The organism is Bartonella sp. AA16NXGY, assembly GCF_042197325.1.
Classification (GTDB): Bacteria; Pseudomonadota; Alphaproteobacteria; order Rhizobiales; family Rhizobiaceae; genus Bartonella.
This window is the reverse complement of sequence record NZ_JBHIRR010000004.1, coordinates 165298-177705: the sequence shown is the minus strand read 5'-3', so window position 1 is coordinate 177705 and position 12408 is coordinate 165298. Positions and strand designations below refer to the sequence as shown.

Genomic DNA, 12408 nt, shown 5'->3' with positions numbered 1-12408 from the left:
AGAATATCTTTTGCTTTAAGTATAGATTTTTCGCTCTCAATATCGCTTGGTAAAACACATTTTTATGCTTGATAAAAAGAAAATAAGTTACAAGATTTTCTCTCTTTAAGAGAACAGAAACAGCAAGTAAAGTCCAAGAGCGGCCTCTCTTCACTTTCCCCTCAGCACTCAAGCAAGGATCTTACTCAAGTAAGAGCCTCAATTCTTTAAAAAAACACGACACAAATATAAAAAAAGCATAAAACGAGAAGTGTCCCCCATGCTCCTTAATGAACAAGTCAAAAGCAAGGCTCAACGAAAGCCTCTCTTCACTTTCCTCTCGCACTCAAGCAAGAGCACCAACTCAAGCAAGAGCCTCAATTCTTTAAAAAAACACGACACAAATATAAAAAGGCATAAAACGAGAAGTGCACCCCATGCTCCTTAATGAACAAGTCAAAAGCAAGGCTCAACGAAAGCCTCTCTTCACTTTTTCCCCTCGCTCACTTTTCCCTCACTCACATCGTATAATATGACGGGAGCTCCTTTCTGCTCAACCTCTTCTTCTAATTGCCGTATCATTTTGTTCAACTGACGGGTCACGATAAAGCGCATAATAAAAACAATCGGTAAGAATAAAAAAGTACAGGCAAGCATCCATGCTAGTGGCTCGAATACGACAAGAGAAACAAAGTCCTGCCCTCTCCATATCTTAACGACAACAGTTATAACTATTGGAGCAGTCGCCATGACCGTAGAAAGATAGAATATTTTTTTATAGTCTTGCCAAACAAGAGAAAGCTGCTTTTTATTTTTGAGAGATCTGTTTTAAGGCGATATCGCGTTCATTCAGCACGCATTTCAGTTCCTTTTTCACGCGGCAATACAACCGCGCACGCTTGATAAACAGGTAATAAATGACAACGATTGGCACCCACAATAAAACATTTAAGAGCGTACAGAACAGGAAAGAAAAGGCTATTAATGTTATAAGACTACTGGTCATTTTATCCTCCACGCCCATTCTTCATACGAATTGCCTGATCGCGTTGTTGTATTGCTTCTTTCAATTGTTGAAGTTTTTTGTTCAATTTTCTCGTTAATTTTATACACATGATCCCAATGATCGGAAAAAAGAGAAGAAGCCCAAACCATAGAATGCTCAACAGCTGCATGATAACGCCGACCATATCGCTCTTCCACCATACCAAATTTGCGACAAAGAAAGCAGATTGCAAAACAGTAAAGAGGATAAAGATAAAAAAGATTATTTTACATTCTTTTGAAGAAAGAGGCAGAAATTCTTTGAAGTTAAGAAAGCGCATTGTCGCATCAAGGGTCTTATGGGCGAGATTGTGTCTCTTCATTTCTCCCAGATCATTGCACAATTGTTGTATGGCTTGCTTTTTTTGCGTTGTACTCTTTTTCAAGTCTTGAGAGAGTTTAAAAGATAACCTGATATGCTTGATCAACCGGTAAGGAAGCCGGATCATAACCATAAACATTACAATGGCAATGATGGTGAACCCTAAAAAAGCCAAAAATTTTATAACAATAATCACGTGTTTCCCCTATCGCATTGATGTGAAATCATCATTTTTATTCTCTTCTCAAGCAACCATTTCTAATTTCTTTATTGTTTTTTTCACGCCATAATGAAGGAGACTATGGAAGATTAAAATGACAGGTAAAGCGACAACAATACACGCACAAAACCAAAACAGCAGCTGCATGCCAAAAACGCCAACCTTAAACAATAGAGGCATATAATTGTGTAAAAAAATCACAGATTTTGGAAAAAAAGCAAAAAAAGCGAGCAAAACTGCGAAAACCACAATCACAATGAAAGCTAGAAAAAAGATGATATAATAATCTTTTCTTGAAAGTTCCAAAGATTCTTGAAAAGAAAGGGGGCTGAACTTTATTGCACAAACTGTATTTTGTCCTATGCTGACTTTCTGATTATGCCCCAAATTCTGTAATGCACCCTTTTTTAATTTCCGCCGCATCCCACACAACAATATTGTCCGTTTTATCAAAGAATAATAAAGTACCAAGATTGTCATCAGAGTAGAAAAAAGTATCATGATCTCCCCGAGAAACATGACAGTACTCCACCATACTGTAGTCAAAATTACAAAAGTACTTATAAAAGAAGCAGCCACTTATTTTCCTATTGTGTTCTGTTGAGAAATTGGTTGTCTAGCTGTTGCTGCTCTGGCAATGTATCCCACAGCTTCATCATTTCCTTCACCTCCCGTTTAGAGATAGCGTTAAAGACAAAAAAGAGTGGAAAGAACACCACAAGAACACCAAAAATCATTTGCGGCAAGAGACATAAAAAAGCCCAAACACTATTCCATCCCGCGTCACGCAAAAACACGATTGCAGGATTATTTTCAAAAGGCTGTTTCAAGATCTCCTTAATCATTTTTCGAAGATCTCCTTGTTCCATTTGTCCCAGTGCTTGAAACTGTTCTTTGGATATAACGTGAAAAAACTCCAAAGGATTCATATAGACAGTCGCGGCAAAAAGCACCAACAAGAGGATAGCCAAACACAAAATGATGACGTAATCTTTTCTTGAGAGAGCCGTCCATTTTTTGAAAACCGCACACTGATTTAACACGGGCTGTGACGCAAAAGCCGTATTTCCCTTATGGGCAGATTGGTGTTGTGATTTATCTTCGATCATACGGATATTTTCTCACTTCTAACATGCCCACTCACTCTTTGAGAACATGCAACCAGCAAAACCGGTTTATCTAGCACTCTTTTCACCATGAAACACGCGCTATAAGCCCCTTTAAGTCTATTTTTAAAATTTCTCATACGTGACAACATACAATCCCTAAACCTTATAAGCACAAATGCCATTGTATCCTCTTATCTATTACCCACACTTCAAAAGACAATGTTTCACAAAACTCAACAAGCAAAAATATTCAATCTAAGAAATATCTGATGTGTAAAGTTTACAAACAATACGCTGATTTATAACAATTTATTGTTTTTCATATTAAATGAGAACCCTAAATACCGTAGGATTGTCTTATTCCAAACCTATTCCATATTAAATCAACCCAAACCATGTCTCTTGCGCGTTACAAGCAGAAAGAGCCGTATAGAGTAAAACATTAAGAAAGGATGATAAATGCCTCTAAGGAAGCGCCTCAAATGCCAAGGGCTGTCTCAACAATGAGAGCTGGCAAAATGTGTGATGCTATAGACTTTCTTCTTCACAAGCGTAAAAATGGAAGTGTGCAATAGATTTTATATTATTCAAACTTTATATGGATTTCATTGGGGACTTTATCGTTATACCCTTCATGAGCACCCTTGCAAAATGGGCAAAAGAGAGCCCTAAGACATGGCTCTTTAAAAAGCAACACAACACAAAACAAAGTCAAACAAGCAATCGATTATCCAGTATAAAAAACGTGCGACAAACAACCTTAATCCTCATTTGAAAGCTTCTTAATCAAAAAGGCTTCATTTTAAAAATTCTTCATTAAAGATGAAATATCTCACAGCCCCTACATTTGTATAGCCCCTACATTCATCAAGGCATCTCTTATAAAAGCATCTTTTTATAAAGGCATTTTCTTCTTATAAAAACAGCCTCTTTCGATAATGCATTCCGTCCTTTAAACGACATCCCCTCGTCTTATGATGAGATCCATTAAAACGGAAAATTTATACTCTATAAAGGATACTTACAAAGGATACACCAAACAAAATAGCGAGATCATTCACAGTTTATTTTAAGCCGATAAACGATATTTTATTTGAAAATATAGGGCATCTTATGCTATTATAATAGAATGCGGAGGTTTGCTTTTTGCCGCTCTCTGCCACTCAACAGAAGATAATATGTCTCCTATAAAGGATAAAAGTATGCTTAACAGCGTGATGTATATCAAATATCTTGGGAAAGCGCCCAACAACAAAAAAATAAGAGAACCCAAATAAAAAGCTTCCAACTTAAGAAAACAATGACCTTTCAAAAGTGGAATTGAAAAATTTCCACAAAGCGCTCGTGAAAAAAGAGACAAATAATCCCATTAGAAAAAACTTCCTATTAGAAAGACGATGACATGCCCTTGAAATCCATTGTTATTTTTTCATTCACATTTGACAAAAATTTTCCTTCAATCTCTCAAGAACAGTTAAGAAATATTTAGAAAGCAAATAATCCGCTAGCAATAAAAAAATAAGCATGACAGGGGCGGAAGATAAGACTGATAGGGATAAGATAAAAAAGGTAAGAAACCACCTTAAAGATGATTTTTTCGCCCCACACCGTTGCTTTTCTTTGCATTTAAAACGCCTTTAGTATCGTTTGTTTTTTGATCTGCAACGGCTGATATTTCCCGGTATTTGCTCACTCCCCCCCCCAGTATTTTCCTCCTTTTAAGTATTTTCCCCCTCTTAAGTATTTGCTCCCCCCAATATTTGCGCCAAGTGCTTTTTACATCACTGTCCCCCATCAACAGACAGTTTCTTTTTCATTCAAATGGTTAAGTTCATGAAAATACGTAAAAAACGCGGTAGATCGAAAATAACAGGAAAGCGAGAGCCCAATAGCTGTATTTCACGTGCCCAAAATTCCAGCGAATCTGCGCTTCAATCTGCGATTGAAATGCGTGCAAAACACTTTGGTTTAAGCTTCGAAGAAGCGAAAAATCCGCTTGTCGGAACCTATATTGGGCGTCTTTGTTTGCTTGGCTATAAAGAGGCTTCATCAGGCATCAGTAAAGAGCAATATGACACGGCGCAACAATACTTGCAAATTAGAAACGACTATTTATGTGCAAAAGGTTTACCAAACGGTTATTATGATGGTTTTACGCACAGCGCATCAGATGAGAAAGCAAAAAAGCAATGGGTCCAAAGAGCAACGGAACACTATGAAGCTATGCAAGAAGCGATTAAAGAAGCACAATATCTACATCGTCAACACAACTTCCATGCGGCATTACACTATCTTGTTATAGAAGATCAACCGCTGCCTAATCTTGTTGGTTCGTTGCGTATTATTCTTGATGCCCTTTATAAACATTTTGACAGTTCTACCCAAAAGAGCCTTGGCTAAAACACCCATCATTTCCTCCCCCTCACAGGATAAAGATTCTCCCCCTTCTTTTATAACATGCCTCTTTATAACCAGCGCCTTTATAAAGTCCCCCTTTGGCAAGTGACACTTGAGATCCACTGAGCATGCCCTTTCATAAAATTTCATGGGATTGACAAGCTTAAAGCGCACAACAAACAAGCTTAAAAATATCCACCACGCCCTTTAAAAAAATACTTCAACTGTCAAAGAGACTTAACCTTATACCTACCAGTGCCTCACTTAATCCATGCCTCAAAGGACAATATTTCACGGCATGGACAGGATAAATATTGCCCCCTCTTTAAAAAACAGCAACATTCTTCCCTCTACCCCCATTGTAACAAACCACCCTCATCATACAATTCACCCAATATCGCAACATCCTTAGCTCTTCAGACAATTCATTATCGTCATTTTACGTCTTTTCTTGTACAATTCTATATGGCTCTTCTGATCTTATGACGGACAAAAACTATGGCTTTTATTTCAGCATAATCTGGTTTTCTCATTCAAGATAAATAATGATAAAATATCCACTATAAATCAATAGCTTATCATTAAAACAACCCGTTGATTTTTGACACAATTAAAAGCATCATCCCTTAAACGAAAGAAAAAGCCCCTACCAACAATCTCCTCCCTCATCAACAACTGCACCGATAACCCTCCACACCCATCACACCACCACTAATACGACAGCCAGCACAACCCCAATCACCCCCACAAATCGCCAACACCTAAAGCTTTGTTCCACAAACACCTTCCAACCACCGCCTTCCTAATTCCATCAATAAAATACCACGGATTTCAAAACCACAATTCTCCCTTCATCTTGTCCACGCCTTTCTCAAAGGAGAAAATGTTTTTTGCCACATCAAAAACTTTTCCATTAAAACAAGATATTTTGCTGCATAGCTAATGAATGAGCTTTTTTCTGTAGATTTTTCCCGCGATAAAGGAGGAAAAATAATCGTTTTGCGGTTGACAGAATATGAAAAATCGTATTTAATGATGGGTGCGGCAAGGGGTTTTCTGCGTCCAGATTTCATCGTAAAATTTTCGCATTATCATAGACTATTATAAGTTATTATAAACTGTTATAAAACAGTGTGTTTCGCGACAATGTTTAAAACTTTACGGTTTGAAGGTATCTTTCGTCCTTTTCTGACTGTTTTCTTTTGCATTACACAATTTGCATCACCAACAACTCTATAATTTTGAGATTTTCAAAACAAGTGGTATTCAATAAGGGCTCTCAATAGAACGCCCTAATAATCCCCCCATAAAATACCAATATCATACATCACAGCAATGATGAGCAATACACGCATAAAAATATGAAAACGGCATTATTATGCTCTCATCGCCTCACCTTTCAAGATGCAAAGGCTTGTTTTTCAAAACATTGTTTAGCCAGAATTGAAGAAGATAATATCACTTATCGATCATCAACATAGAGGCTAAGATTATGAAGCCACAAGATTCTCCCCCACCACATTCCTCACAAACCCCAGAAGGTGCAAGTGCACCTGAAGGGGCGCATGCAAATGCATCATTAGACACTCTTACTGCACATTTAGAACGGCTTAACATTGAAAAAATAAAAAACACCCCTTTTAATCGTGCGGAATTAAAAGATATTATTGCCGGTTTAGAAAAGCATAATGCCGATGGCAGTTGGATCAAAAATTATTATGATATTTTAGATCTTTACATGATGCCAGCCTTGGTCGATCAAGCAAATCGTAAATATCCAGAGATGAATCTCAAACTTACAAGCCCCCCTGACGGCTTTGCCCTTGCTCTCAAAGAAACGCTCGAAAAGGGCATAAAATCTTCTAGGCTGATCGTTAACGCACAAGATAGGGGAATTCATTTTGCGGTTGTCGATCATCAAACCATTGATAATAAAACATCTTTGATCTTTTTTGAACCGACCTTACTGCGTGACACGCTTCCCGCATTACTTGCATTAAGGACGCGACAATCCATTGAACATCACCAATTTCCGAATATTCATTTTGCCATAGTAGAAATGGATATTCAACGAAGCTCCTCTGAATGTGGGATGTTCAGCTTAAGCCTTGCCAAAAAGCTTTATCTCGAAGCTCAAAAATTAGAAAGACTACACAAAGATAATATTAAGGGTGTGTTATGTGAACCAGACACGCCTTTACCTGCTGAAAAATTAGATCCATATCTTCCAGCTCGTTTATACAAACACGTGCAAGGAAGAAGACGTCTTGGGGAATATCTAAAAGCCAATCCAGAAGCAGCACAGGAGAAAGTAAACAAAAAAGGCGAAACCCTAAACGAGAGGTTTGAGAGAAGCTTGGTAGCAACAGAGACAAAAACTGTTTCTGTTTCACAACACAGAAAAAGAGCCACAGAATACAAATCTCTAATGATGTAATAAGCGTTTTGGCCATAGCCATATTCCACATCCACAAAGTAATGAAGCTCTGCGGCTTTACGGTAAGGCATAAATTGCTGTTAGCAAATCTTCTTTTGAGGTAAAGAGGTAAAGATGCAAACAGTAAGCAACGTGACCTCTTAAAAGATAAAAAGATACCTTACCTTTGACTCTGAAAAGCGGGGGATTTTGTCTTTCGTAACAAAAATTTTTTAAAATAAAGATGATTTCATCTCTTTGTTTTTTTTAGCTAAAAAATCTTTCCTGCAAACATTGTTTAGCCAGAATTGAAGAAATAATATCATTTATCGATCATCAATATAGAGGCTAATAGTATGAAGCCACAAAATTCCCCCCTCCCTCATTCCTCACAAACACCAGAAGGAGCAAGTGCAAATGAATCTTTAGAAGACCTTATTGCACGTTTGATGCAAAGTTCCATCCAAACAGAAGAAGAACATGTTGCACCGAGTTCTGACGAATTAAAAGATATTATTACAGGCTTAGAAGATGATCTTGTCACCGGCCGTTGGATTAACGCTTATTATGAAAACACAGATATTAGATTGATGCCGGCTCTCGTAGAAAAAGCAAACAGCAAATATCCAGACATGAATCTCAAATTGGCTCTTACAGCAGAAGAGTTTTCGCACGCACTAAAAGAAGTCGTTGAGAGCGACGCAAAATCTGCCCGATTTATAGTCAATTCGGGAAGCAAAATCCACTTTGCCGTCCTTGATTATCAAAAAGTTGATGACAAAATCTCTTTGATTATGCTTGAACCTACAACATTTCAGAATATCACAGCTTGCAAACTAGGGATAAAAATAAATCAAACCCTTCAATGTCTTCAACTGCCTCCTTATTCTTTTACCACGGCAGAAATGGATATTCAGCGAAGCTCTTCTGAATGCGGGATGTTCAGCTTAAGCCTTGCCAAAAAGCTTCATCTTGAATCTGATAAATTAGCAAGATTGCATAAGGATAATGTTAAGGGTGTATTATGTGAACCCAATTCATCTTTATCTGCTGAAAAGTTAGATTCCTATCTTCCAACCACTTTTTATAAACACGCACAAGGAAGAAGACGTCTAGAACACTATTTAAAAGCCAATCCGGATGCTGAACATGAAACAGTCAACAAAAAAGGTGAAACTCTGAGAGAGAGATTTGAAAAAAACTTAAGAACAACAGAAGGAAAAACTGTTTCTGTTTCCTCGCACCAAAAAAGGATTACTGAATACAAATCTTTAACGATGTAATTGAGGCTTTTCCATATTCCTATTCATCAAAGAACGAAGAGATGCTGCTTTACGGCTAAGATTTCTCTAAGCAAACCAGCTTTTGCGCTCATAAAACAAAAATAGCATAAACAACTTTCCTCTTAAAGAAAAAGCACCATTGTCCTATAAAAACCAGCCCCTCTTAAAATTGTATTAAAATTCCACAGCTCTTGTTAGCCCAAAGCTCTGTGTAACAATGAGGCTCTTTGGATAAGCAAAATGCTTGATACATAAAATATTTAATGCTTTCGTCTTCAGTAAAAGCATATGTCTTTTTTTCTGAGAGTATCCGCTTCGTATCTCAAACACCCCCACATCAATACCATACGACCAAACAACCGCAATAGACCACACTTATCGTGCATCAACCCAACAACTGCCCGCACACCAAGAAGGCTCCATAAAAAAACACCAGGACAAGCTCTTAAAATCTACAACCTCTCTTAACGGAAAACACCAGCCCAACTATTACTCCTCTTGCCCAGCCATTATTCCACTTACCCAACTATTATCCCTTTTGACCAACCATTCCCCCATTCCCTAAGATGTCATAACCAACCTTTTGATTTCATAAAAGTTTCACATCTCTTCTGTTTTTGAAGCGTGAAAAAATTCATTTTTAATCTGTCAACCAGCCTCACGTTAACGTGAGGCTTTATTTTATGGAGAAGCAAATGAGAAAAATATCATCAGCAGGGCTTGCGCTCATTAAACAATGGGAAGGATTGCGTTTACAAGCCTATAAAGATGCCATCGGGGTGTGGACAATTGGCTATGGTCATACCAGCGCGGCTGGCAAACCGTTCGTTCACAAGGGCATGATCATTACTGAAAAACAAGCAGAAGAAGTTCTTTCTCAAGATTTAAGACAATTTGAAAATACCGTTGAAAAACATGTGACGGTTTCTTTAACGGATGAACAATTCGCCGCGCTCGTATCGTTTTGCTATAATATAGGAACATCGGCTTTTTGTAATTCGACCCTGCTCAAAAAACTCAATAATGGCGAATATGAAGCCGTCCCTGCTGAGTTACAAAAGTGGACTAAAGCAGGAGGAAAACGTCTTCACGGTTTAGTGCACCGTCGTGCAGCAGAATCGGGATTATGGGCAAAAGGGGCTTATGTTTCTCCCAACTACCAAACTGTAGAAACGCAAGCTCCAATGGGATTTTTCAAAGCAGAAGCGCTTACACCGATTATTGGTTCTTTTTCTGGACTTGGGGGCTTATTGGCAGGCAATGGTCCCATCCAATGGGCATTAGCAACCATTATGGTTTTAGCCGCCTGCGTTGGCATTTTCTTTGTGGCAAAACGGTTTCGGGAGCAGCGCTTATGATGTGGTGGTTGAAAAAAAATCTGATGATAACAGGAGCGGCTCTGACCGCTTTTTTTATCGCTTTAGCAAAAGCTTTCACTCTTGGAAAGAAGGTTGAACAACAAAAGCAAATAGAAAAAACGCTAAAGTCATCAACAACACGGCTAGAGGTGGAAAATGAAATTAATCAAAAAAGTGATGCTGATATACGCGCTGCTCTTACTCACTGGTTGCGCGATAAAAACAATCAATGAGCCTTTTTCTTGCGTTGGTTGGATGCCCATTTATTTAGACAACAAAGATCTCAATATCATCAGTTCAAATCTCGCAAGAGATATTTTAAAGCATAACAAACAAGGGGAACACATGTGTGGGTGGAAACATGGCTAGAAAAAAAACGGAAAAACAAACAGAGCTTACAGAAAAGGAAAAAGAAGTCCTACAAGAAATCATCACAACGTATAAAAGTGTAAAAATGATGTCACGCTATACGAAATGGATTATATTCATCATTTTCTTATTAGCACTTGATTTTTCACGGATCGTAGATGTGCTGGGAAGTATTTTTACACAAAAATCGAATATTCAGCTCTAAAATAAATAAAAAACGTGAGACGTGTTAAATCTTTTAAATATAAAAAGCCATTCGTTATTTTTTGAAAACATGGAGATTTTATTGATGATTTTTCATGTCTCACGAGAAATTTTTATACACTCTTCACAAACACTTTCATGAAATGAATTTAGGGGTATGAAGAGAGATTTTTAACCAACGCGTAAGTCAGCAACTTTGGTAACATAAGAAAAGGATCATACCAACATACATTTTTTTAATAAACTATTGATATCCAAATGATTTTATACTCTTCATAAATAGCATTGCCAAGAATTTGTATTAAAAGACATTTCTTTTAAAGAAGTGCATAAACAAGCAATGTAATGGTAGCCTTACATAAAGCCTCTCATCTTTACGTTGAATAAAAAAGCAAGCCGGCTCCTCTCACCTTCCCAATGCCCTGCCTCTCAATGCCCTGCCTCCCAATTTCCACCCTCCCAATTTCCACCCTCCCAATTCCCTGCCTCTCAATTCCCTGCCTTCCAATTCCCTGCCTCCCAATTTCCACCCTCCCAATTCCCTGCCTTCCAATTCCCTGCCTCCCAATTTCCACCCTCCCAATTCCCTGCCTCCCAATTCCCTGCCTCCCAATACCCTGCCTCCCAATTTCCACCCTCTCAATGCCCTGCCTCCCAATTTCCACCCTCCCAATTCCCTTATGTTCTATGCATAAAGGTCAAGTTGAAGAGAATATATGGAAAATCCTTGGCTCGAAAATATGAAAAGAAGGCATGAGGCTACAACAGAATTTCGCGTGCCTTTATCATCAGAAGCATTAAAAATTCTAACACAAGCACGTCTACTGTCTTGTCATGATTTTTTTCGGCTAACTGTCATGGTCCCCTTAGTTCAAAAATTGCTCCCCACTCAAGAATTTTCTGTCACAATATAGGCAACAAACAGAACTTGAGTATAACAACATGGGTTTGGCTCCAGTTTAGGTGATGAGCTTACCGAAGAAAAGATGAGAGCAAGGCGAAAAATTAGCTTTTGTCTTTAAGCTTCTCAAATGGGGCACAGTCTCCCCATTTCAGAGATCAACGAAACAGAGAGATGCTTATTCTCCTATGCAAAAGCTTGAAATACCAGCATCTTATTCATAAAAAAACAAACCAGCCCCATCATGCTCTTTTCAACTCTGTCTTTCCAACGCTCAATAGGTACTAACTCTTAACTACTGACTCTTTTTAACTACTGACTTTTAATGATTGCGTTGGTTCATAAAAACCGTAGTGACCTCTCACCTTATGAAGCACAAACCCAGGATTTTTTAACGATGCATGCATAAACCTGAAATGAAAAAACAGAACTGTATTAGGAATAAATAATTATAAATCAAATAGTTATATTTTTATTAGCACAATATTTTCAAAGGAAACCACGATCCCCGCACAATAGAAACATTTCATAAAAACAAGAGAAAAAGCTATGGATTAAGAGTGAAATTCATTCACAATAACGGTAGATCAACCAGAGGAGAATAGAACAATCCTATAAGATAAAGAAACTATCATAAAAGGAAAAACTGTATGAAACGTGAAAAAGCATAAAAAAACGGGCACAGAAGACCCGTTTCTTTATTACGTCTAGGAATAAGAGCTTAGAAATCCATTCCACCCATTCCGCCAGCAGGCATCGGAGGCATTGGTGTATCTTTCTTTGGAACTTCAGCAACCATTGCTTCT

General features: G+C 37.9%; 11 protein-coding genes and 1 pseudogene. 7 read left to right on the top strand and 5 right to left on the bottom strand.

The features are described from left to right. Window positions 1–465: 465 nt before the first annotated feature. The 4 genes from ACFINK_RS04090 to ACFINK_RS04075 form a co-directional block, all read right to left on the bottom strand. On the bottom strand, window positions 466–729 hold the full coding sequence (locus ACFINK_RS04090; protein WP_375638312.1) for a hypothetical protein: 264 nt from the start codon (window positions 727–729) through the stop codon (window positions 466–468). Window positions 730–986: 257 nt separating this feature from the next. Further along, the gene (locus tag ACFINK_RS04085) at window positions 987–1541 is read right to left on the bottom strand and encodes a hypothetical protein (protein WP_375638311.1); all 555 of its coding nucleotides are present in this window, start codon (window positions 1539–1541) and stop codon (window positions 987–989) included. A gap of 48 nt (window positions 1542–1589) precedes the next feature. Next, on the bottom strand, window positions 1590–2144 hold the full coding sequence (locus ACFINK_RS04080; RefSeq protein WP_375630092.1) for a hypothetical protein: 555 nt from the start codon (window positions 2142–2144) through the stop codon (window positions 1590–1592). 8 nt (window positions 2145–2152) lie between these two features. After that, window positions 2153–2674 (bottom strand): hypothetical protein, encoded by a 522-nt coding sequence (locus ACFINK_RS04075; protein WP_375621575.1) that lies wholly within the window; start codon window positions 2672–2674, stop codon window positions 2153–2155. A gap of 1833 nt (window positions 2675–4507) precedes the next feature. On the opposite strand from ACFINK_RS04075, the gene ACFINK_RS04070 reads away from it, so the two are divergent. The 6 genes from ACFINK_RS04070 to ACFINK_RS04045 all read left to right on the top strand — a co-directional run bounded on the left by ACFINK_RS04070 (window position 4508) and on the right by ACFINK_RS04045 (window position 10702). Next, window positions 4508–5074: a hypothetical protein gene (locus ACFINK_RS04070; protein ID WP_375633370.1), complete on the top strand. Its 567-nt coding sequence runs from the start codon at window positions 4508–4510 to the stop codon at window positions 5072–5074. A gap of 1489 nt (window positions 5075–6563) precedes the next feature. Further along, complete coding sequence (locus ACFINK_RS04065; RefSeq protein WP_375638310.1) at window positions 6564–7508, top strand: YopJ/AvrA family T3SS effector serine/threonine acetyltransferase; 945 nt, start codon at window positions 6564–6566, stop codon at window positions 7506–7508. A gap of 335 nt (window positions 7509–7843) precedes the next feature. Continuing rightward, window positions 7844–8770: a YopJ/AvrA family T3SS effector serine/threonine acetyltransferase gene (locus ACFINK_RS04060; RefSeq protein WP_375638309.1), complete on the top strand. Its 927-nt coding sequence runs from the start codon at window positions 7844–7846 to the stop codon at window positions 8768–8770. Window positions 8771–9465: 695 nt separating this feature from the next. After that, window positions 9466–10128: a gene transfer agent endolysin BgtA gene (gene bgtA / locus ACFINK_RS04055; protein WP_375611604.1), complete on the top strand. Its 663-nt coding sequence runs from the start codon at window positions 9466–9468 to the stop codon at window positions 10126–10128. Then, window positions 10125–10361 carry a hypothetical protein gene (locus ACFINK_RS04050; protein ID WP_375611603.1) on the top strand — a complete coding sequence of 79 codons (237 nt, stop codon included), beginning with the start codon at window positions 10125–10127 and terminating at the stop codon, window positions 10359–10361. The genes bgtA and ACFINK_RS04050 overlap by 4 nt, the downstream gene beginning before the upstream one ends. Window positions 10362–10489: 128 nt before the next feature. Continuing rightward, window positions 10490–10702: a hypothetical protein gene (locus ACFINK_RS04045; RefSeq protein WP_375610233.1), complete on the top strand. Its 213-nt coding sequence runs from the start codon at window positions 10490–10492 to the stop codon at window positions 10700–10702. Window positions 10703–11075: 373 nt separating this feature from the next. On the opposite strand, the gene ACFINK_RS04040 is transcribed toward ACFINK_RS04045, so the two are convergent. Continuing rightward, window positions 11076–11366, bottom strand: a complete 291-nt coding sequence (locus ACFINK_RS04040; RefSeq protein ID WP_375638308.1) for a hypothetical protein — start codon at window positions 11364–11366, stop codon at window positions 11076–11078. A 10-nt stretch (window positions 11367–11376) separates the two neighbouring features. On the opposite strand from ACFINK_RS04040, the pseudogene ACFINK_RS04035 reads away from it, so the two are divergent. After that, window positions 11377–11546 (top strand): annotated as a pseudogene (locus ACFINK_RS04035) (integrase); the annotation flags it as partial. Window positions 11547–12408 lie beyond the last annotated feature (862 nt).

What these genes read in the sequence shown, in the direction of transcription:
- ACFINK_RS04050 (WP_375611603.1), top strand. Translation starts at nt 10,125, where the DNA reads ATGATGTGGTGGTTGAAAAAAAATCTGATGATAACAGGAGCGGCTCTG.
- ACFINK_RS04045 (WP_375610233.1), top strand. Translation starts at nt 10,490, where the DNA reads ATGGCTAGAAAAAAAACGGAAAAACAAACAGAGCTTACAGAAAAGGAA.
- ACFINK_RS04090 (WP_375638312.1), bottom strand. Translation starts at nt 729, where the DNA reads ATGGCGACTGCTCCAATAGTTATAACTGTTGTCGTTAAGATATGGAGA.
- bgtA (WP_375611604.1), top strand. Translation starts at nt 9,466, where the DNA reads ATGAGAAAAATATCATCAGCAGGGCTTGCGCTCATTAAACAATGGGAA.
- ACFINK_RS04060 (WP_375638309.1), top strand. Translation starts at nt 7,844, where the DNA reads ATGAAGCCACAAAATTCCCCCCTCCCTCATTCCTCACAAACACCAGAA.
- ACFINK_RS04065 (WP_375638310.1), top strand. Translation starts at nt 6,564, where the DNA reads ATGAAGCCACAAGATTCTCCCCCACCACATTCCTCACAAACCCCAGAA.
- ACFINK_RS04070 (WP_375633370.1), top strand. Translation starts at nt 4,508, where the DNA reads ATGAAAATACGTAAAAAACGCGGTAGATCGAAAATAACAGGAAAGCGA.
- ACFINK_RS04075 (WP_375621575.1), bottom strand. Translation starts at nt 2,674, where the DNA reads ATGATCGAAGATAAATCACAACACCAATCTGCCCATAAGGGAAATACG.